General features: G+C 40.5%; 28 protein-coding genes and 1 pseudogene. All 29 read right to left on the bottom strand.

Annotation, left to right across the window (positions count from 1 at the left end; all coding sequences use genetic code 11):
• Window positions 1-356: pseudogene (locus tag ACIQ56_RS17255) on the bottom strand (DNA-directed RNA polymerase subunit alpha); the annotation flags it as partial.
• Between the two features lie 565 nt (window positions 357-921).
• Window positions 922-1,308 (bottom strand): 30S ribosomal protein S11, encoded by a 387-nt coding sequence (gene rpsK, locus ACIQ56_RS17250; protein ID WP_397602258.1) that lies wholly within the window; start codon window positions 1,306-1,308, stop codon window positions 922-924.
• A gap of 26 nt (window positions 1,309-1,334) precedes the next feature.
• Entirely contained in the window at window positions 1,335-1,703 is a 369-nt protein-coding gene (rpsM, locus tag ACIQ56_RS17245) for a 30S ribosomal protein S13 (protein WP_153420668.1), read from the bottom strand.
• A 23-nt stretch (window positions 1,704-1,726) separates the two neighbouring features.
• Complete coding sequence (rpmJ, locus tag ACIQ56_RS17240) at window positions 1,727-1,840, bottom strand: 50S ribosomal protein L36 (protein WP_130610638.1); 114 nt, start codon at window positions 1,838-1,840, stop codon at window positions 1,727-1,729.
• Between the two features lie 37 nt (window positions 1,841-1,877).
• Entirely contained in the window at window positions 1,878-2,159 is a 282-nt protein-coding gene (infA, locus tag ACIQ56_RS17235) for a translation initiation factor IF-1 (protein WP_397602260.1), read from the bottom strand.
• A gap of 104 nt (window positions 2,160-2,263) precedes the next feature.
• Complete coding sequence (locus ACIQ56_RS17230; RefSeq protein ID WP_397602257.1) at window positions 2,264-2,926, bottom strand: adenylate kinase family protein; 663 nt, start codon at window positions 2,924-2,926, stop codon at window positions 2,264-2,266.
• A gap of 13 nt (window positions 2,927-2,939) precedes the next feature.
• Window positions 2,940-4,262 (bottom strand): preprotein translocase subunit SecY, encoded by a 1,323-nt coding sequence (gene secY / locus ACIQ56_RS17225; protein WP_153420671.1) that lies wholly within the window; start codon window positions 4,260-4,262, stop codon window positions 2,940-2,942.
• A 7-nt stretch (window positions 4,263-4,269) separates the two neighbouring features.
• The gene (rplO, locus tag ACIQ56_RS17220; RefSeq protein WP_153420672.1) at window positions 4,270-4,689 is read right to left on the bottom strand and encodes a 50S ribosomal protein L15; all 420 of its coding nucleotides are present in this window, start codon (window positions 4,687-4,689) and stop codon (window positions 4,270-4,272) included.
• A gap of 12 nt (window positions 4,690-4,701) precedes the next feature.
• A complete protein-coding gene (gene rpmD, locus ACIQ56_RS17215) occupies window positions 4,702-4,899 on the bottom strand; it encodes a 50S ribosomal protein L30 (protein ID WP_153420673.1) in 198 nt (65 codons plus the stop codon).
• A gap of 17 nt (window positions 4,900-4,916) precedes the next feature.
• Window positions 4,917-5,393 (bottom strand): 30S ribosomal protein S5, encoded by a 477-nt coding sequence (rpsE, locus tag ACIQ56_RS17210; RefSeq protein WP_153421171.1) that lies wholly within the window; start codon window positions 5,391-5,393, stop codon window positions 4,917-4,919.
• Window positions 5,394-5,429: 36 nt separating this feature from the next.
• Window positions 5,430-5,792 (bottom strand): 50S ribosomal protein L18, encoded by a 363-nt coding sequence (rplR, locus tag ACIQ56_RS17205; RefSeq protein ID WP_153420674.1) that lies wholly within the window; start codon window positions 5,790-5,792, stop codon window positions 5,430-5,432.
• Window positions 5,793-5,852: 60 nt separating this feature from the next.
• On the bottom strand, window positions 5,853-6,392 hold the full coding sequence (gene rplF, locus ACIQ56_RS17200) for a 50S ribosomal protein L6 (protein ID WP_397602256.1): 540 nt from the start codon (window positions 6,390-6,392) through the stop codon (window positions 5,853-5,855).
• Between the two features lie 25 nt (window positions 6,393-6,417).
• A complete protein-coding gene (gene rpsH / locus ACIQ56_RS17195) occupies window positions 6,418-6,816 on the bottom strand; it encodes a 30S ribosomal protein S8 (protein ID WP_397602255.1) in 399 nt (132 codons plus the stop codon).
• Between the two features lie 11 nt (window positions 6,817-6,827).
• Entirely contained in the window at window positions 6,828-7,013 is a 186-nt protein-coding gene (locus tag ACIQ56_RS17190) for a type Z 30S ribosomal protein S14 (RefSeq protein ID WP_397602254.1), read from the bottom strand.
• Window positions 7,014-7,024: 11 nt separating this feature from the next.
• Window positions 7,025-7,552, bottom strand: coding sequence for a 50S ribosomal protein L5 (gene rplE, locus ACIQ56_RS17185; protein ID WP_153421172.1), 528 nt, complete (start codon window positions 7,550-7,552; stop codon window positions 7,025-7,027).
• 114 nt (window positions 7,553-7,666) lie between these two features.
• Window positions 7,667-8,044, bottom strand: coding sequence for a 50S ribosomal protein L14 (gene rplN, locus ACIQ56_RS17180; protein WP_153420677.1), 378 nt, complete (start codon window positions 8,042-8,044; stop codon window positions 7,667-7,669).
• 55 nt (window positions 8,045-8,099) lie between these two features.
• Entirely contained in the window at window positions 8,100-8,360 is a 261-nt protein-coding gene (gene rpsQ / locus ACIQ56_RS17175; protein WP_153420678.1) for a 30S ribosomal protein S17, read from the bottom strand.
• A gap of 16 nt (window positions 8,361-8,376) precedes the next feature.
• Window positions 8,377-8,580, bottom strand: a complete 204-nt coding sequence (locus ACIQ56_RS17170; protein ID WP_153420679.1) for a hypothetical protein — start codon at window positions 8,578-8,580, stop codon at window positions 8,377-8,379.
• Window positions 8,565-8,993, bottom strand: a complete 429-nt coding sequence (gene rplP, locus ACIQ56_RS17165) for a 50S ribosomal protein L16 (RefSeq protein ID WP_153420680.1) — start codon at window positions 8,991-8,993, stop codon at window positions 8,565-8,567. The genes ACIQ56_RS17170 and rplP overlap by 16 nt, the downstream gene beginning before the upstream one ends.
• Window positions 8,994-9,000: 7 nt before the next feature.
• On the bottom strand, window positions 9,001-9,687 hold the full coding sequence (rpsC, locus tag ACIQ56_RS17160; RefSeq protein ID WP_153420681.1) for a 30S ribosomal protein S3: 687 nt from the start codon (window positions 9,685-9,687) through the stop codon (window positions 9,001-9,003).
• A 14-nt stretch (window positions 9,688-9,701) separates the two neighbouring features.
• The gene (locus tag ACIQ56_RS17155; RefSeq protein WP_153420682.1) at window positions 9,702-10,025 is read right to left on the bottom strand and encodes a 50S ribosomal protein L22; all 324 of its coding nucleotides are present in this window, start codon (window positions 10,023-10,025) and stop codon (window positions 9,702-9,704) included.
• A 10-nt stretch (window positions 10,026-10,035) separates the two neighbouring features.
• Complete coding sequence (gene rpsS, locus ACIQ56_RS17150; protein WP_148698248.1) at window positions 10,036-10,311, bottom strand: 30S ribosomal protein S19; 276 nt, start codon at window positions 10,309-10,311, stop codon at window positions 10,036-10,038.
• A gap of 25 nt (window positions 10,312-10,336) precedes the next feature.
• Window positions 10,337-11,164, bottom strand: coding sequence for a 50S ribosomal protein L2 (rplB, locus tag ACIQ56_RS17145; protein ID WP_397602253.1), 828 nt, complete (start codon window positions 11,162-11,164; stop codon window positions 10,337-10,339).
• Between the two features lie 74 nt (window positions 11,165-11,238).
• Window positions 11,239-11,565: a 50S ribosomal protein L23 gene (locus ACIQ56_RS17140; RefSeq protein WP_397602252.1), complete on the bottom strand. Its 327-nt coding sequence runs from the start codon at window positions 11,563-11,565 to the stop codon at window positions 11,239-11,241.
• 22 nt (window positions 11,566-11,587) lie between these two features.
• Complete coding sequence (rplD, locus tag ACIQ56_RS17135; RefSeq protein WP_397602251.1) at window positions 11,588-12,184, bottom strand: 50S ribosomal protein L4; 597 nt, start codon at window positions 12,182-12,184, stop codon at window positions 11,588-11,590.
• 26 nt (window positions 12,185-12,210) lie between these two features.
• Window positions 12,211-12,762 carry a 50S ribosomal protein L3 gene (gene rplC / locus ACIQ56_RS17130; RefSeq protein WP_397602250.1) on the bottom strand — a complete coding sequence of 184 codons (552 nt, stop codon included), beginning with the start codon at window positions 12,760-12,762 and terminating at the stop codon, window positions 12,211-12,213.
• Window positions 12,763-12,865: 103 nt separating this feature from the next.
• Window positions 12,866-13,177 (bottom strand): 30S ribosomal protein S10, encoded by a 312-nt coding sequence (gene rpsJ, locus ACIQ56_RS17125; protein WP_130610705.1) that lies wholly within the window; start codon window positions 13,175-13,177, stop codon window positions 12,866-12,868.
• Window positions 13,178-13,290: 113 nt separating this feature from the next.
• Window positions 13,291-17,478: a DNA-directed RNA polymerase subunit beta' gene (gene rpoC, locus ACIQ56_RS17120; RefSeq protein ID WP_397602259.1), complete on the bottom strand. Its 4,188-nt coding sequence runs from the start codon at window positions 17,476-17,478 to the stop codon at window positions 13,291-13,293.
• 24 nt (window positions 17,479-17,502) lie between these two features.
• Window positions 17,503-21,362, bottom strand: a 3,860-nt coding sequence (gene rpoB / locus ACIQ56_RS17115) for a DNA-directed RNA polymerase subunit beta (RefSeq protein WP_397602249.1), incomplete at its 5' end; no start/stop codon positions are given.

Genomic DNA, 21,362 nt, shown 5'->3' with positions numbered 1-21,362 from the left:
AAACCATCTTTAACGGCATCGCTTGTTAAGTATCCTTTACCAGTTCTTACGGTAATTTCTGCTTTAAATTTTCCGCCTGCTCCAACCGTACAAATGACGTGATCAGGGTTTAAAATGCGAAGCGATCCGTCTGAAATGACATCAGATCCCCTTACTACCTTCGGACCTACAACATCGATCATAGCGGTTTTTTCACCTTCTGTGTCGAGCCATACATCCAAAGCTTTCAAGTTTAAAACAACCTCTGTTACATCTTCTGAAACGTCAGGAACTGTCGAAAACTCATGCTCTACTCCTTCAATGCGCAAACCTACAACAGCAGCACCTTGAAGAGAAGAAAGCAAAACACGACGCAATGCGTTACCTAACGTAGTACCAAAACCACGCTCCAGAGGCTTAGCTATAAATCTCCCAAAAGCAGAAGAAATATCTTCTTTTTCAATAAACTGCGGCTTTAACAGCGCCTTCCAGTTGCTCTGCATTATTGACTCCGTCAACTTTTCCGTTTCGTATTTTGCCCCAAAGTACCTTTTGAGCTTTTATAAATATAAAGGCTCACTTGTCATTGCTCATGCATTATAGTTCTTAGAATATCAAGAACTTATTTTACAAAAAGCACGACTAAGCGATACAAGTTGCCTTGTAGCACTATTTTTAACATTTACCAAGAGAAAACGATAAAGCATTAAACTAATAACACCAATTAATCCATCGTGTTAAAAGTTTGACTGCCTTATCAATTAGCTTAAAAGTACTGTCAAAACAAATCTGAACTTTATGCAAGTTCAGTTAGATTTAATGAACACTCTATAATCAAAAAAGATCATAGTTTTTTAGGTGTTTAAAACATATGGACTATAAGTTATAATCCAAAACAAAGCATAATTTCATTTTAAAGAAATTATGCCTCGCATTTTGTTATTAAACCCTACGACGCTTAGGCGGTCTGCATCCATTGTGTGGAACAGGTGTTGCGTCTTTAATAAGTGTTACTTTAATTCCAGTTGCAGAAATAGCACGTACTGCGGACTCTCTGCCTGAACCTGGGCCTGTAACTATAACTGAGCAACTTTTCATTCCACAGTCAATCGCCTTACGTGCAGCATCTTCTGCAGCAACTTGTGCGGCAAATGGAGTACTACGGCGAGATCCTTTGAAACCTTTGCTACCAGAACTTGACCAAGTAATAACGTCACCATTCGCATCTGCAAATGTAACAATTGTATTGTTAAAACTTGCAGAAATAGTAGCTATTCCAGTTGGAACATTGCGTTTAACACGCTTTTTCTTTGATACTACCTTATTCATTATCAAAATACCTCACACTTTAGAAGTTACTTCTTCTTATTCGCTACCGTCTTCTTTGGACCTTTACGCGTACGCGCATTTGTTTTCGTTCTTTGTCCACGAGCAGGTAAACCTTTACGGTGACGAAGACCACGATAACAACCCAAGTCCATCAAACGTTTGATGTTGGATTGAACAAGACGACGCAAATCACCTTCTACAGTGTGGTTTGTATCAATAAGCTTTCTTATGGCGTTAATCTGATCGTCGTTAAGATCTTGGGTACGCATGTCTCTATTTATAGACAATTGATCCAATATCTTTTGAGAGGATTTACGACCAAGACCATGTATATACGTAAGCGAAATTTCGATACGCTTGTTACGCGGAATGTCAACGCCCGCAATTCTTGCCACAACTAACCTCCGATATTTTTCTATTAACCTTGACGCTGCTTGTGCTTTTTATTTTCACAAATAACTCTTACTACACCAACGCGACGAATTACTTTGCATTTATCGCAAATTGGCTTTACACTAGCTCTAACCTTCATTAGCAAAAACTCCTAGTAAAAACTCACAAAAATATTATTATTTAGACCTAAAAACAATTTTAGCTCTAAACCTGCCATCTTTAGTCTTATCATTTGGATTCAATTCAACTTTTACTCTATCGCTAGGTAAAATATTGATGCAATTCATTTTCATTCGACCAGATACATGAGCTAAAACCTTGAGACTATTGTCGAGTTCTACTATAAACAAATTGTTAGGTAATTTTTCAGCAACGATACCTTCCAATTCAACCTTTTTAGGTTTGTCATCTTCTTCTAGCTCAACCTTTTTGGCTTTATCGTCTTCGTCAAACTTCACCTTTTTAGGTTTATTTTCATATTCAGCCATTTACATTCATACTCCAATGAGAACAAAGAGCGTTATTGGGTATCCCAATCTGCTGCTTAAATCAAGTTCAATCTTTATTTTCTTAACAAAATTGATACAATTTCAGCATAAACAATTTCAGGTTGACGTAACCCATCAATAATGCTTAAGTTATTTCTATCAGCATAGTACGAAACCAAAGGTTCAGTTTCCTTTTGGTAAACAGTAAAACGTCTTTTTACTGTTTCAGGTTCATCATCTTTACGACGAAACATTGTCCCCATTTTTTCACAACTACTACAAACATAATTCGCTACGTCTGTTCCAGATGTAATGGAATCAATCTTACCGCAAGAAGAACAAGTCCATCTTTTTTCAAATCTCTCTAGCAACTTGTCTAGGTCCGCAGATAGCGAGAGAACTAAATCCACTTTGCTAGAAAATTTGCTGATAAGAACATCAAATTCTTTTGCTTGAGAAAGGTTTCTTGGAATGCCATCTAACAAAATGATGTCACTTTGTTTAGGTTTCATTACATTTAAAGTACTTTCAAGGCATTCAAAAATTGATTTATCATCAACTAAATGTCCAGACTCAACAATACTTTTAACTTTTAATCCAAGAGCCGATTCGGAAGCAATTTCCTGACGGATGATGGCGCCAGTTGAGATATGCTTTACTCCTAGGCGTGCGCTTAAAAGAGAACATTGAGTCCCTTTGCCTACGCCTGGAGGGCCTAAAAAAATGATTACCTTCATTTATAACCCTGCTTCATAGCCTTGTATCATTATTAGCTGTTGTTGTATCTCTTGATTGAGATGGGAAAATCAGAAAATCATACTTTTGAGTTGCAAGTTGTGCTCTTACTTGGCGGATTGCTTCAAGACCCACACCAACAACAATCAAAAGAGATGTCCCGCCAAAAGTCATTTGTTGAGAGAATGCAGAACCAATTAGTGAAGGAACGACAACAATAAGATTCATGTAAATCGCACCCGCAAAGGTAAGACGAGTTACAACAGTATCTAAAGCTTCTGCAGTTTCACTACCTGGACGAACCCCTGGTATGTAAGCATTTTGCTTTTTTAAGTTTTCAGCAACATCATCTGATTTAAAGACAATAGATGCGTAGAAAAAGGAAAAGAACATGCCTAATACAACAAAGACCGCATTATATAACCAATGACCTGGTAAAAAATCAGCTAACCAAACATTACCAGCCGCACTTCCAAAGCTTAGGAAAGTTGCGGGAACAGCAAGAATAGTAGAAGCAAAAATGGCAGCCATAATACCAGCCATATTTACCTTTAAAGGTAAGTGTGTTGCTTGCGCAGACATTACTCTTTTTCCAACTAATCTTTTTGCATAATGAATTGGAACTTTTCTATAACTTTGCTCAAAAAAAGTAACAGCAAATACAAGAAGTAAAGCAAAGGCAACAATACCAAGAGCTCCTAATAAAGCCCCGCTATTTTGTTTTACCATTTCAATTATTGTATTGGCTGAAGATGGTAAATAAGCAACGATACCTGCAAAGATAAGTAAACTAATTCCGTTTCCAATACCCTTATCTGTAATCTGCTCACCTAACCACATCACAAAACAACTTCCAGCAGCCATTAGAACACAAGACATGAGTCTAAAAGATAAGCCAGGATCGAGAACGATCATCCCACCATTAGGTCCTCTTGATGCCTCTAATCCAGCAGATAATAAATAAGCTTGGACAAGGGCTAAAAGGACAGAAAGACTCCTTGTAATGCGGGTAATCTTTTGTCTGCCTACGCCACCCTCTTTTTGCATTTGTTCCAATGAAGGAACAACTACAGTCATGAGTTGAATAATAATACTTGCAGAAATATAAGGCATTACCGCAAGGCTAAAAATGGAGAAGTGACTTAACGCACCGCCTGAAAACATATTAAATATTTTTAATAAACCAGCACCCTGCTGACTTGCAAAAAGAGCGAGCTCTTTTGCATCAATACCTGGCACAGGGATATGCACTCCAAAGCGGAAAACGAGAAGTGCTAACAATGTAAACAACAAACGCTTTACAAGGACATTTTCTGTCCAGCCACTTCCCTGAGGCATCCTCTGGTTACTCCTCGATGGTTACGCCTTTTGCGAGCAGTTTTTCACGTGCTCCAGAAGACATAACAAAGTTTTTCACAGTTTTAAGATCTGCAGGTACATCACCCATTGAAAGTAATTTCGCGATGCCTTTAGCTACAAAGCCTTGACCATCTAAAATGCCGTTTTCAATGTATTGTGAAGAATCTTTTAAATTTAAAGACTCAACGTTAATTGCACAAGCATTTTTAAATCCGCGTTTAGGAATTCTACGGTAAAGAGGAGTTTGACCTCCTTCAAAACCAGGACGAATGCTAGAGCCAGAACGAGCTGTTTGGCCTTTACCACCGCGTCCACCCGTTTTACCAAGACCACTACCTGGGCCTCTACCTAAACGGCGTTTATCTTTTCTTGCGCCCGGATTAGGACGAAGTTCTTCTATTCTCACTTTAATTACTCCTTACTCAGCTGGCTCAACCCTGATAAATTGAATTACCTTGTTGACCTGGCCAAGTATTGGGTTCACGTTTGGTAATACACGTGAGGAACCAATTTTAGAAAGACCAAGTGAAACTAGGGTTCTACGCTGTGATTCGCTACGTCCCGCAAAGCTGCGAAGCAAAGTTACTTTTATTTTTGGGGTATTAATATTTTGCATTTTAGAGAGTCCCCTTCTTACTTACGTGCTTTTAAGTATTCTTCAGTAGTAGAAAGCTGTTTAAGACCTTTAAATGCTGCTTTTACAACATTATGAGGATTCCGACTACCTTGAATTTTAGCCATAATGTTAGGAATGCCTGCAAGTTCAGCAACAGCACGTACAGAACTTCCAGCAACAATACCACTACCCTCAGTTGCAGGGCTTAAAAGAAGGTGGCTTGCACCAAATTTTGCATTAACTACGAATGGAATTGTTTGTTTTTCCATTGGTACTGTAATGAGTGATTTTTTTGCTTGTGCTACAGCTTTTCTAACGGCTTCTGGAACTTCAGCAGCTTTGCCTAGTCCATAACCAACTGTACCTTGGCGATCTCCAACAACAACAAGTGCGGAGAAGCTCATGCGTCTACCGCCTTTAACTGTTTTGGATACGCGTGAAACGCTAACTACACGATCTTCAAAACGATCTTTTTTCTGTTCTTCTTTATTCATTTGCATTTTCTGCTCTTCCTTAATAAAGTTAAGTTCTTAGAACTGAAGACCAGCTTCACGAGCGGAATCAGCGAGAACCTGAATACGCCCATGGTATGTGAAACCGTTTCTGTCAAAAACAACAGCGCTGATACCAGCGTTTTTTGCTCTTTCAGCAACAAGATTTCCGACTTTTACAGCCATTGTCTTGCCACGAAGACCAGTTGCTTTAACATCTGCTTCAATAGAACTAGCGCATGCAATAACTATGCCTTTTGCATCATCAATTACTTGAGCCTGAATATGGCGGCTGCTCTTGAATACGCAAAGACGTGGTTTTGTTAAATCAGAAGAACGGCGGCGCCAAAAACGCATTTTACGCAATTGCCTGATCTTTTTACGATTGATTATACGATACATAACATCTCCTGGTTTCCTGCTAACATACAGAAAACACGATTTATAATAAGCAGGAAGAAATTATTTCTTACCTGCAGATTTACCAACTTTAGTTACAATAACTTCGCCAGCGTAACGAATGCCTTTACCTTGGTAAGGTTCAGCAGGACGTACGGAACGAACTTTAGCAGCCATTTGGCCCACGAGCTCTTTATCAACACCAGAAATATTTACTTTACCAGCTTTATCAACTTCAAAAGTGATGCCTGTTGGTGGTTCAATATTTACAGGGTGCGAATAACCAACAGTAAGATTTAAAACCTTACCTGCCATAGCTGCACGGTATCCTGTACCTTGGATTTCAAGAGATTTGCTGAAACCAGCAGATACACCTTGAACCATGTTAGAAAGAAGGGTTCTGTAAAGACCCCAATACGCAGAGCTGTTTTCTCCGTTATTAACAGATACAACAACTTCGTTATTTTCTTGTGCGATAGCAATACGACCAAAGGTATCACGTGTCATCGTGCCTTTTGATCCATTCACTTCGAGAATAGTTCCGCTTAATTTTACGGTTACTCCCGAAGGAATTTTAATTGGCTGCTTACCAACTCTTGACATAGAAGCCTCCTAAAAACCTCGAAAGTTACCAAATATAAGCTAAAACTTCTCCACCAACGCGTTCTCTACGAGCTGTTTTGCTTGTAAGAACACCTTTTGGTGTTGTAAGTATTGCGAAACCAAGACCACCACGGATCTTTGGAAGATCCTCAACACCTTTGTAAACGCGGCAACCAGGTTTAGATACACGTGTAATTCCACGGATCACAGGTTGGCCAACTTCACTATATTTCATGGCAATTTTAATTTTGCCTTGACCATTATCTTTGATTAGACGGAACCCACGAATGAGGCCTTCTGTTTCTAAGATTTTTGTAATTTCAATTTTAATAATGCTTGCAGGAATTGTTGTATATTTAAGACCTGCACTAGAAGCATTACGGATACGTGTTAACATATCAGCGATTGGATCAGTAGCGTACATATTTATTCACCTCACCAACTTGCCTTGACCATTCCAGGAATTTGTCCTGAAAGGGCATTTTTACGTAAGCAAATACGACATAAACCAAAGTCTCTATAGTAAGCGCGAGGACGACCGCATTGGTTGCAGCGGTTGTGCTGACGCGTAGAAAACTTGGCTTTTTTATTTGCCTTATTAATCATTGTTAAACGAGCCACATCTATCCCCTTTACTTTCTAAACGGCATATCGAGGAGAGTAAGAAGCTCACGAGCTTCCTCATCTGTTTTTGCAGATGTCACGATAGTGATACTCAAGCCACGTGTTTTATCTACTTTATCCGCTTCGATTTCAGGAAATATGATCTGTTCACGGATTCCAAGAGAATAATTGCCACGACCGTCGAAACTGTTAGATGAAACTCCACGGAAGTCACGTACGCGAGGTAGTGCTACCGAAACGAGTTTATCGTAAAATTCAAACATGCGTTCTTTACGAAGAGTTACAGAAGCGCCAATTGGCATTCCTGCGCGTAACTTAAAGGTTGCAATTGATTTCTTTGCACGAGTAATAACTGCTTTTTGACCAGTAATCAACTCAAGCTCAGCTGCAGCTGCTTCAAGTGCCTTAATGTTTTGAGTAGCTTCGCCTTGGCAAGTATTAACAACGATTTTTACGATCTTAGGAAGCTCCATCACATTTTTTTCTGTATGAAGCTTTTTAAGTTCAGGTAAAACTTTGTCGCTGAACTTTGCCATGTATCTTGGTTTAACACCTTTAGTGTGTTCACCACGAACGACTACTGCGCCATAATCTGCGCCTTTTTTGCCAGTAGGTTTTTTACCGGACTGATTTTTTTCGCTTGCCATGGATTATAGAACCTCCGGAGCCAAGCTGATAATCTTGCCACAATTACGTTGTCTTAATTCACGAGCAATTGGTCCAAAAATACGGGTTCCAACTGGCTCTTTTTCATTTTTGACAATTTTTACAAGAACAGCAGCATTTTCATCAAAACGAATACGAGAACCATCTGTTCTCGAAACTTCTTTCTTACAACGAACTACAATTGCTTTGTGTACTTCGCCTTTTTTAACACGCCCACCAGGCACAGCATCTCTTACGGATACGACGATCAAATCGCCAACACGTGCGTAACGACGGAAAGAACCGCCCATAACACGAATGACGTTGAGACTTCTCGCACCGCTATTGTCGGCTGCTACCAGGATTGATTCTGGCTGAATCACGATACACCCCATTAAATGAGAAGAAAAAAGAAACTATTTTAAAGTGTTGCCTACATTAGTGAGCAACAACAGAAACAACTTTCCATGACTTATTTTTGGAAATACGGCGGCAAGGCAAGATATCAACATCTTTACCAACCACGATATTTTGAACACCAAAAGTGTCAGCTAACAAAGAAGTATGAAGGTGAAGACGTTTGCCGTATGTCTTATTAGGAACAACACGAGGAACTTCTACTTTTACAGTCTTTGTATCTTTTGAGATCGCTACTACACGGCCTCTAATAGGATTCTTAGTGATTTTATTGTTTTCCATGTCTATTTACCCTCAATTATTTAGCAGATTGTGCTTTTCTGCGAGAAACGATTTTTAAATCTCTTCTCAGACCTGCCACACCGCCCGCATTACTGATGAGAGCTGGATCCATGGAAACCCTAAACTTTACAAGCTCTTTAATAAGAGTGTCTTGTTTAGTAGATGCATCACTAGAGCTTAAATCAGAAAACTTTTTTTGTTTTTTCATTGATTTTCCCAAACCTTATCACTTCTGCTCATCATGCGAGTTTTGAAAGGAAGTTTAGCAGCAGCAAGATCAAATGCTTCTTTAGCAAGATTTGCTGGTACACCTTGAATTTCAAAAATTACGCGACCTGAGCGAATTGGACAAACCCAACGATCCAAACCACCTTTACCGGAACCCATACGTGTTTCAGCTGGTTTCTTTGTAATAGGTTTGTCTGGAAACACACGAATCCAAACCTTTCCACCACGTTTTATATGGCGGGTCAAGGCAATTCGACTTGCTTCAATTTGACGAGCTTCTAGTTTTCCAGGTTCAAGAGCCTGAAGAGCGAAATCTCCAAAGTCAACACTGTTGCAACGATCTGCAACGCCTTTAATGCGGCCTTTGTGAGATTTACGGAATTTAACTTTTTTTGGAGCTAGCATTTTCTAATTACTCCTCATTGCGTGCATTTTTGGAACTAGGAGCAACGCTACCAGCTGTTTTTCCAAAAACTTCACCCTTAAATAACCAAACCTTAACACCAATGAGTCCGTAAGTTGTTAAAGCTTCGGAAGTTCCATAGTCAATGTCTGCACGAAGAGTATGAAGAGGAACGCGTCCTTCCATATACCATTCTGTACGAGCCATTTCTGCACCGTTTAAACGGCCAGCAACACGGATTTTGATTCCTTTTCCGCCTGCTTTCATAGCTTGCTGCATAACCTTCTTCATAGCTCTTCTGAAGGAAATACGTTTTTCAAGTTGTTGTGCAACGTTGAATGCCGCTAATTGAGCGTTTGTATCAGGATTCTTAACTTCAAAAACATCAACTTTGATGGATTTGTCATTAGATTTAAGAACTGTTTTAACTTCATCACGAAGTAATTCAATTCCTTTACCTTGTTTACCAATAAGTTTACCAGGTTTCGCTGTGTAAACTTTAACTACAACTTGTTTTGCAGCGCGTTCGATTTCAACGCGTGCAACGCCAGCTTCTGCGTATTTTTTTGATATGAACTTGCGAACATTCAAGTCTTCATTAAGATTTTTTGCAAATTCACGTTTACTAAACCAACGAGAATCCCAAGTCTTGTTAATCCCAAGTCTCAAACCAATTGGATGTACTTTCTGACCCACTGTTGTACCCTCTGTTAATTAAGTTTAAGACGAATAGTTAAGTGCGACGTCTTTTTTAATATAGGCGTAGCACGTCCTTGTGCGCGTGGCATAAACATGCGACGGCGGGGACCTTCATTCACTACAAAGTCACTAATTACAGTGTTTACAGCACTATTCTCAGGAAGCTGTGCAAGCGCAGAGCGGATAAGCTTTACTGTCGCTACAGAACCAGAGCGTCTTTCGACAGAAAGCACAGCAATTGCTTGAGAAACAGTTTTGCCAATGATTAGCGGTCTTAACAATCTTGCCTTACGTGCGGTACACTTTGCAGCATAGTGTGTTGCTTTTGCGTCCATAAATTACCTCTTACTTTTTCTTAGCGGCTTTTTTATCCGCACCATGACCATGGAAAGTACGAGTTGGCGAAAATTCACCAAGCTTGTGTCCAACCATATTTTCGTTCACATAAACGGGAACGAACTTTTTTCCATTGTGAACTGCAAATGTGAGTCCAACGAAATCTGGAATAATTGTGGAACGGCGGCTCCAGGTTTTAATTACTTTAGCGGCACCCTTGTTTTTATCTGCTGCTTTGAGCAAATGGGTGTCAACAAAAGGACCCTTTTTCAACGAACGTGACATGCTTTACCCCTTAAGCAATTCGAAATTATTTTTTACGACGGCTTACGATAAACTTATCGCTAGGTTTTACCTTGCGAGTTTTGTAACCTTTAGACAATTGACCCCATGGTGAGCATGGATGACGGCCACCACTTGTACGACCTTCACCACCACCCATTGGATGGTCAACAGGGTTCATAGCAACACCACGAACAGTTGGGCGAACTCCCTTCCAACGATTACGGCCAGCTTTACCAATAGAAACATTCATATGGTCCGCATTGGATACAGTACCGATGGTTGCATAGCAATCTTCAGGGATAAGACGAAGTTCAGCTGATGGCATACGAATTTGAGCGTATTTTTCAATACGACCAACTAACGTTGCAGATGCACCAGCACTACGAACTAACTTTGCACCAGCTCCCGGACGCATTTCAACACTGTGGATAATTGTACCAGCAGGGATCTTCTTGAGTGGGAGGCTATTGCCAGCCTTGATATCAGCTTCGTGAGAAGCGATAATTTTTGTACCAACCTTAACACCGTTTGTAGCAAGTACATAACGACGATCTCCATCGATAAATTTCACGAGAGAGATAAAAGCTGTACGATTTGGATCATATTCAACAGAAGTAACAACACCTTCAACGTCTTTACGACTTCTCTTCCAATCGATAATACGATATTTGATCTTATTTCCGCCGCCTTGATGGCGAACAGTAATGCGACCGGTATTATTACGACCCGCTTTTCTTGGGTTTGGAGCCAAGAGCGGCTTGTAAGGAGTATCAGTAGTAAGAACTTCTCTGTAGTTGATGTAACTTTGTGTTCTTGTTGTAGCCGTATAAGGCCTTAATTGTCTGATTCCCATTTTCCTCATCCTTGCGCGATAATTCGAGGATTTTTCCGCGCATTAAAACTATAAAATACAAAAAAACAGAAAAATTATTCCGTTACAGTTTCTGCTTGCGTGTTCATAACTGGTGCAGGAAGCTCTTGCCCATCTTTTAAGCGGATAAACGCTTTTTTGATGTTAGGAAGTTTAACTTCAACAGCGCCACCTTTTTTAGAACGCGCTTTACGTACAATTCTTCCACGTAGAATAGAAGTATTTACATTGATAACATCAACACCAAAAACATCTTTAACAGCTGCTTTGATGTCTGTTTTTGTAGCTTTGAGATCAACTTTAAGTGTGTAAACTTTATTCTCTAAAAGACTAAAAGATTTTTCACTTAAAACTGAGCCTTTGATAACATAATCCGAACGCATGTTCATTTCCTTTCTTCAAAAATCAGTCTGCTATCCTAGATTCAAGAACTTTGAACGCTTCTGGACTTGCAATAAGACTGCGTGCTTGAAGAATAGTAAATGCATTTACTTGTTCTGGACTCACAAGGTGAACTCCGCGGATATTGCGAAGTGCACGAATTGTGCTTTCGTTTGGATTGCTTAAGCAAACCAAAGTGTTTCCAGACAAATCAGCAACATTCTTTAGTGCAGACGCCGCATCTTTTGTTTTTCCACTTGGAAAATCAAGTGAACCAACAAAAATTTTGCCAGACTTAATACGCTCAGAAATTGCAATACCGAGAGCAACACGACTCATTTTTACGGGAATCGCTTGACGGTAATCGCGCGCTTTAGGTCCGTGAGCAACACCACCACCAACATGGAGAGGAGCTACGAAAGAACCACGACGAGCGCTTCCTGTTTTCTTTTGTTTGTAAGGCTTTTTACCAGTAGATCTAACCATTGCGCGTGTTTTTACGCCAACAGTTCCTTGTCTTTGGTTGGCTCTGTAAGCCTTAATAACCTGCCAGAGAGTGCCTTTGTTACGGTCAGCATAGCTTACCAAACTCTCTGGAAGGGCTTCAATTTTAGACAACATATGCTATCCCTTCCCAAAACTTAAATTTAAACAAATACCATACCGCCGCGTGCACCAGGTACACCGCCTACGATAGCCATAATTGACTCTTCATGAGACCAGTAAGCAACCTGAACATTGCGGAGAGTTACTTGTACATTACCGTCTTGACCAGGCATTTTTTTGCCTTTCATAACGCGACCAGGTTCAGCACGCATACCTACAGATCCAGGGGATCTATGAAAACGGCTACCATGGCTTGCAGGACCGCCACCAAAACCGTGACGAGTCATAGCGTCTTGAAAACCGCGACCTTTAGAAAAGCCAGTAATTTTTAATTTTTGTCCGACAGAGAGAGAAGGAGCTTTAAGAGGTGAGCCTACTTCGTATTCAGCAGGATTTTCGACAACCCATCCACGTACAAGTTTATTTTTATGACCTGTATCGTATTCAACAACAACAACAACTTTGCCATTTTCCAAAGTTTCGTGTCTAAGAACTTTAGCTAGCTGCATTTTTAGAACAGTTACGCCTTGGGCTGTGCTACTTTGCGTAAAAGCACTAGTCATGCCAACTTTGCTAAAAGCATAACGTACCATATGACTTTAACTCCTGCTGGATGCAATAGATTACAGCGCCAGCTTTTTGTTAAAACTTCTTAAATAAATTAAGAAGTGTGATTAAAAAATAATAACCAGTTTTTTAGTAGAGATTGATTTCTACATCAACACCAGCTGCTAAGTCGAGTTTCATGAGTCCATCAACAGTTTGTTGTTTTGGCTCAAGAAGATCGATTAAACGGCGGTGAGTGCGGATTTCAAATTGCTCGCGTGACTTTTTGTCAACGTGAGGTGATCTCAACACTGTATAACGGTTAATGATCGTTGGCATTGGTACTGGGCCAGCAATTTTTGCTCCCGTTCCTTTTGCCTTGTTAATAATCTGAGCTACGCTCTGGTCAACCAGAGAAACATCATAGCCCTTGAGACGAATACGGATTTTTTGGCTTTCCATTGAATTACACTCCAAACCGTTGGGCGTCGATTCGTAACGTAGAATGACGCCCATTGTCAAGCAAAAATTGTAAAATTAGAGCAATAAGTAAGCATAAGAGATAAGCAATGTGCTTATCTCATTTGATGATGAGAACCTGTTCCTAAGCGGGCAACCACTTGTGGAATTGAGGCTTCAATTATTGCTTCTGCATCGAGGCTTTGGCCTTCAACAAACATTTCTAAGTTATTATAGAAGTTTACGCCAGTACCAGCCGGAATTAAGCGACCCATAATAACGTTTTCTTTAAGTCCACGTAATAGATCTTTACGACCAGCAAGGGCAGCTTCTGTAAGAACGCGGGTTGTTTCTTGGAAAGATGCCGCCGAAATAAAGGACTCTGTAGATGACGCTGCTCTTGCTATACCTAGAAGCAAAGGCTCAGCCGTAGCTGGACGAGCTCCTCTTTGCATAGCAAATTCGTTTTGCTCTTCAAATGTCCATTTTTCAACCTGAGCCGCAGGTAGAAACTCGGTGTCTCCTGGATCTTTAATTCTTACACGGCGAAGCATTTGTTTTACAATAATCTCAATGTGCTTATCATCGATATTCACACCTTGAAGTTTGTAAACCGCCTGAATTTCAGAAACAAGGTAACTAGCTAGAGCTTTTTCACCTAAAACTTTTAAAATATCATGTGGGTTTAATGGTCCATCCACGAGTGGTTCGCCGGCACGGATAAAGTCACCTTCGGTAACAACCACGTGGCGTCCTTTTGGAATAAGATATTCACGACTGTCGCCACCACCCATTTCTGGAGTAACAACCACGCGTCTTTTACCTTTGATATCTGCTCCAAAAGAAACAAAACCGTCAATTTCAGAAATGATTGCAAATGTTCTGCGTTTTTGAGCAAGGAAAAGCTCAGCAACACGAGGTAGACCACCTGTAATATCCTTTGTTTTTGCTTGTTCTCTTGGAATTTTAGCAAGAACATCACCAGGATATACATTGTCATTGTCTGCAAACATGATTGTCGCACCACTTGGAAGTGGGTAACGGGCATCACGAGTTTCTGTAATTCGAATTGCAGTTCCAGAAGAGTCTGTAACAACAATTGCAGGTTTAATTTTTGTATCTTTGTTTTCGATCACAACACGACGAGTTAAACCTGTTACTTCGTCAGTACGTTCTTCAACAGAAACACCTTCAAAAAGGTCTTGGAATTTAATTTTACCAGAAACCTCGGATACAATTACAACAGAGTGCGGATCCCATTCAATTAACATGGTACCTACTTTTACGCTGGCCCCATCTTTAACAAATACTTTTGATCCGTATGGAATAGAGTGACGATCACGTTCAATACCATCAAGGTCATAAACGATCACTTCCCCGTTTCTACCCATTGCTGTGTCCCAATCACTACGGCCTTTTACTAAGCTTACATTGGAAAGTTGAACTGTACCTTCCGCTTTTGCTTCGTGAGAAGACGCTTGAGATTGAGTTGTCGCTGTACCACCAGAGTGGAATGTACGCATTGTTAACTGTGTTCCTGGTTCCCCGATGGATTGCGCAGCAATAACGCCCACGGCTTCCCCAACGTTAACAAGGTTACCGGTTGCAAGGTCACGACCGTAGCATTTTGCACAAACACCACGACGCGTACGGCATGTTAAAACAGAACGAACATAAACGCGGTCAATTTTTGCTGTATCCATACGGAGAACAGCTTCCTCGTTGATTTCTTCGTTTGCTTTTACAATAACTTCACCAGTTGCACGGTTTTTAATATCGTAAAGAGATGTTCTTCCTAGAGTACGGTTTCCAACGCGTTGAATCACTTCACCGCCTTCAACTACAGATGTGATTTCCACACCATCAAGAGTACCGCAATCTGTTTCAGAAATGATGGTATCTTGCGCAACGTCCACGAGCTGACGTGTTAGGTAACCAGAAGATGCTGTTTTAAGAGCAGTATCGGCAAGACCTTTACGAGCACCGTGAGTGTTAATAAAGTATTGAAGAATTGTGAATCCTTCACGTAAGTTTGAAGTCACAGGAGTTTCAATAATTTCACCTGTAGCTTTTGCCACGAGGCCTTTCATTCCTGCAAGCTGACGCATCTGTTGTTTAGAACCACGAGCTCCGGAGTCGGCCATCATGTAAAGAGAGTTGAACGATTGAATTTGAACAGTTTCACCTTTTTGGTTAACCGCTTTTTGAGTTTCAAGTTGTTTCAACATTTTTACAGTAATTTCGTCCTGAACACGGGACCAAATGTCAATTACTTTATTGTGGCGTTCGCCTTCTGTAATAAGACCTTCTGCGTATTGTTCACGAACTTCTTTTACTTCGTTATATGCTTCTTCCAAGAGTTTTGTTTTTTCTTTTGGAATCATCATATCTTTAATTGCAATAGAAATACCGGATTCTGTAGCATAACGATAACCTAATTCACGCAAAGCATCTGCTAAAAGAACAGTCTCTTTTGCACCGCAAAGACGGTAGGTATCATTCACAAGAACGGCAAGTGCTTTTTGATCGAGAGCTTTATTGTATTTTTTGAAGAATGGAACGTTCTCTGGAATCACTTCTTTTAAAATACAACGACCCACTGTGGTTTGAACAAGTTCTTTATCACCTGGATTCAAACGAACAAAAACGCGTGTGTGCAATTCAACAAAATCATGGTCATAAGCAACACGAACTTCATCAAGGCTTGAGAATTTCATGCTGTCGCCACGTAATGTAATATTTTCACGTGTTAAATAGTAAAGTCCAAGAACGATATCCTTACGAGGCTCAATAATAGGTGTACCGTGCTGAGGTGACAAAATGTTATTTGTCGACATCATTAGAACACGAGCTTCAATTTGAGCTTCAAGGCTTAATGGAACGTGAACACACATGGTATCGCCGTCAAAGTCCGCGTTAAACGCCTGACAAACCAATGGGTGAAGCTGAATTGCTTTGCCTTCGATTAATACAGGTTCAAACGCTTGAATACCTAAACGGTGCAATGTTGGCGCACGGTTTAAAAGAACAGGGTGTTCTTTTGTACACTCTTCAAGAAGGTCCCAAACTTCAGGACGTTCTTTTTCCACCATTTTTTTCGCACTTTTAATTGTAGAAACATAGCCTCTTTCTTCAAGTTTATTGAAGAGAAATGGTTTAAACATTTCGAGAGCCATTAATTTTGGCAAACCGCATTGGTGAAGACGGAGTTCTGGACCCGCAACAATTACGGAACGACCAGAATAGTCCACACGTTTACCAAGCAAGTTTTGACGGAAACGACCACTTTTCCCTTTTAACATGTCGGAAAGTGAGCGAAGAGGGCGTTTATTTGGACCTGTAAATACTTTACCACGACGACCGTTATCAAATAACGCATCGATCGCTTCTTGGAGCATTCGTTTTTCATTACGCACAATGATTTCAGGCGCATTTAATTCGATAAGTCTAAGCAAACGATTGTTACGGTTGATCACTCGACGGTAAAGGTCGTTTAAGTCAGACGTCGCAAAGCGGCCACCGTCCAAAGGAACAAGGGGACGAAGGTCTGGTGGCAATACAGGAATAACGGACAACATCATCCACTCAGGACGGTTGTCACTCATTGTAAAGGCACCAACGACTTTCAGTCTTTTGATTAATTTTTTGCTTTGAGCATCGGAAGTCGTATTTAACAAGGACTCTTTGAGTTGTTCAGAGAGTTCAAATACGTCAACAGATTGCAACATTTCGAGCATGGCATTGGCACCGATTCCTACGCGGAATGCGTTGTTTCCAAGCTCACGTACTTTTGCCGCAAAGCGATCTTCTGAAATAAGCTCATGCTTTTTAAGATCAGAAGTACCTGGATCAAGAACGATGTAGGATTCGCAATAAAGAACTTTTTCAAGATCTTTAAGCGAAATGTCCACAACGCAACCAATACGGGAAGGTAAGCTTTTTAAGAACCAGATGTGTGCCACTGGGCTTGCTAAGTTAATGTGACCAAGGCGTTCACGACGCACTTTGCTTTCAATAACTTCAACACCGCATTTTTCACATACCGTACCACGGTGTTTTTTACGTTTATATTTTCCACAAACACATTCGAAATCACGAACGGGGCCAAAGATTTTTCCGCAGAAAAGGCCATCACGTTCTGGTTTAAACGTTCTGTAGTTGATTGTTTCAGGTTTTTTAACTTCACCATAGGACCAGCTTCTGATGCGTTCAGGAGAAGCGAGACCAATTTTAACTGCACTAAAACTCAAAGGATCTACAGGTTTTTCGAAGAAACTGTAAACATCTTTGGAACCTTCATTCATATTCATGCTTAAACTCCTTCGTTATTATTGGATTTCACGCACATCGCGTTGAAGATCATCAAGACTGATTTCACTTTCATCGCGAATAAGGCTGACATCCAAAGCAAGCGATTGCATTTCTTTGACAAGAACGTTGAAGGACTCTGGTAATCCAGGGAGCATCATGTTTTCGCCTTTTACAACTGCTTCGTACATTTTTGTACGACCTGCGATGTCATCTGATTTCACAGTTAAGAACTCTTGAAGCGTGTAAGCTGCTCCATATGCTTCCATCGCCCACACTTCCATTTCTCCAAGACGCTGACCACCAAATTGTGCTTTACCACCAAGAGGTTGTTGCGTAACGAGACTGTAAGGCCCAATAGAACGAGCATGGATTTTTTCATCAACTAAGTGATGTAGGCGAAGGACATACATGACACCAACTGTTACTTGGCGGTTGAATTTTTCGCCTGTACGGCCGTCGTATAAAGTAACTTGTCCAGAACGATCAAGATCGGCAAGTTCAAGGTATTTGAAGATTTCTTCTTCTTCGGCACCATCAAACACAGGGTTTGATAACGTAACACCTTCTTTATATTTACGAACAAACTGACGTAGTTCTTCGTTTGAACAAGATTTTACAAATTCGTGTACAGAAGGATCATCCCATACTTTGCAAATATAATCTTCAAGTTCTTTACGAGGAGCTGCTTTGTCCAACATTTCGTTGATTTTAAGACCAATTCCGCGTGCTGCCCAGCCAAAGTGTGTTTCCATAATTTGGCCGATGTTCATACGTGATGGAACCCCAAGAGGACTCAATACGATATCAACAGGCTGACCATTTTCGAGATAAGGCATATCTTCGATAGGTACAATTTTAGAAATAACCCCTTTGTTACCGTGACGACCCGCTAGTTTATCACCAACTTGAAGACGACGTTTAATCGCAACATATACTTTCACCATTTTGATAACGCCTGGTGGAAGTTCATCGCCACGTTTTGCGCGAGCGATTTGGGATTCTGTCATTTCACGAACGAGAGCGATTTTTTCGTTCATGGATTTTTTGATTTTAGCTAATAGAGCACTTTTATCTGAGCTAATTACTTCAAGTGATTTAATTTGCTCAATTGTCATGCCAGCAAAAGCTTCTTTATGAATTTTTTCACCAGAGGAAACTTTATAAACATGTCCTTCATGTTTAGTTTCAAAACTAACAGCAGCAGTTTCATCTACAAAAAGTGTTTCTAATTTTTCAACAGTAGATTTACGGATGATTTGAATACGATCGCGCTCATCTTTTTTGAGTTTAGAAATTTCTTGTTCTTGAACTTGAATCATACGGCTATCAAGTTCTGCCCCTTCACGAGAGAATACTTTAGCTCCAATAACCGTTCCTTGAACTCCTGGTGGAACACGAAGGGAGGTATCACGAACATCGGCCGCTTTTTCACCAAAAATTGCGCGGAGAAGTTTTTCTTCAGGTGTAAGTTGTGTTTCTGCTTTCGGAGTGAGTTTACCAACGAGGATGTCTCCTGGTTTTACTTCAGCTCCAATGCGAACAACACCAGCATCGTCGAGATCTTTTAAGGATTCGTCGCTGACATTTGGAATATCAGAAGTGATTTCTTCTTTTCCTAGTTTTGTATCACGGCTAATACATTCAAATTCTTGGATGTAAACAGAGGTGTAGAGATCTTCACGAACAACACGTTCTGAAACAACGATACCATCTTCGTAGTTGTAACCATTCCAAGGTAGGAATGCCACGACCACGTTCTGGCCAAGAGCAAGTTCGCCCATTTCTGTAGCAAAACCGTCTGCAATGATGTCGCCTTTTTCAACCTTGTCGCCAACTTTAACAATTGGTTTTTGGTTAACGCAGGTATCCACGTTTGATCTTGTAAATTTGACAAGAGTATAGATATCCACTTCCGATGCCACTTCGGTTACATCCGAAGAAACTTCGTTAGCTTTAATCACAACGCGTTCTGCATCCACAGAAATAACAGTACCAGCACGACGAGAAACTACTGTTACGCCAGAATCGGCAGCAACGGTACGTTCCATGCCTGTACCAATAAGCGGTGCTTTAGTGCGAAGCAAAGGCAAGCCTTGGCGTTGCATGTTGGCACCCATGAGGGCACGGTGGGCATCGTCATTTTGAAGGAATGGAATTAAGGAAGCCGCAACAGAAACCGCTTGGTTGGTTGCCACGTCCATTAAGTCTACTTCTTCCGCTGTGTAGATGTTGGTTTCGCCAGAACTACGCGCGTTTAATAGGTCATTTGAATTAATTTTATTTTCGTGGTCAGGATATATGCGCGCTTGCGCAATAACATGGTCACGCCACTCGTCTGTAGATGAGTAATAACGAACTTCATCCATAGGAAGACGATCGGTAACGGTACGGTATGGAGTTTCGATAAATCCATATTTGTTAACTTGTGCAAAAGAAGCAAGAGAAACGATAAGACCAATGTTTGGACCTTCCGGCGTTTCAATTGGGCAAATACGACCGTAATGCGTTGGGTGAACGTCACGGACTTCGAAACCGGCTCTTTCACGGGAAAGACCACCAGGCCCGAGGGCTGAAAGACGACGTTTATGATAAACTTCCGCAAGTGGGTTCGTTTGATCCATAAACTGACTCAACTGAGAAGAACCAAAAAATTCTTTTACAACAGCAGTAACAGGTTTTGCATTCACGAGATCGTGAGGCATTAAACTGTCGAGATCTTGAAGTTGTAAGCGTTCTTTGATTGCTCTTTCAATACGAGTTAAACCAATGCGATATTGATTTTCAAGCAACTCACCAACGGCACGTACACGACGGTTGCCAAGGTGGTCGATGTCATCCACTTTAATTTTTCCACTACGGACATCGAGAAGACGTTTAACTGTCCCAATGATATCTTCGCGTGTTAAAGTGCGATAATCAATATCTATAGTAAGATCGAGTTTTTCATTTAATTTTAAACGACCCACTCTTGATAAGTCATATCTGTCTTTTTCAAAAAATAAATTTTGAAAGAGGTTACTTGCGTTTTCGAGTGTGGGTGGATCTCCTGGACGCATTCTGCGGTAGATTTCAAGAAGAGCTTCTTCTGTGTTTAAGGTTTTATCAACCATAAGTGTGTCACGGAAAGAAGAGTCTACGTTAAGATCATCAATGAATAAAATTTGGAAAGAGGTAATGCCTCTTTGCATAATTGAGTCCAAGATTTTTTCAGAGATGTCTGTATTAATTGGAAATAAAACTTCGCCAGTATCGTCATCGATAATGTCTTGGCCAATAACTTTTCCAATAAGTTCTTCTTGTGGAAAGTGAAGTTCTACAACTCCAGCAGCTTTTAATTGTTTAATATGTAAAGCAGAAATTTTACGGTTGCGTTTTACAAGAGTATTGCTTGGATTTTTTGGATCCATAATATCTGTAGAAGCACGTTGTCCGCGTAAACGATCGAGGTCTACTTTACGGAAAAATTGTCCATCACGATTGAGGATGGTTTCGCACTCATAAAAAGTGCCAAGCAATTCTTCAGTCGTATAGCCAAGAGCCTTTAATAAAACAGTAGCAGGCATTTTTCTGCGACGGTCAATGCGGCAATAAAGGATATCTTTTGTATCAAATTCGAAATCTAGCCAGGAACCACGGTAAGGAATTACGCGTGCATTGTATAGAAATTTACCTGAGGATAGTGTTTTGCCTTTGTCGTGATCAAAAAAGACGCCAGGAGAACGGTGAAGCTGTGAAACCACAACGCGCTCTGTACCATTTATGATAAATGTACCATTTTGAGTCATAAGAGGAATTTCACCAAAGTAAACTTCCTGCTCCTTGAACCCACGAATAGATTTTACACCTGTATCATGATCGACATCCCAAATAATGAGAC

The sequence above is a fragment of the Silvanigrella sp. genome (genome assembly GCF_044369315.1).
In the GTDB taxonomy this organism is placed as follows: domain Bacteria; phylum Bdellovibrionota_B; class Oligoflexia; order Silvanigrellales; family Silvanigrellaceae; genus Silvanigrella.
Note: the sequence above shows the minus strand (reverse complement) of the source record. Positions and strands in the feature narration are given on the sequence as shown.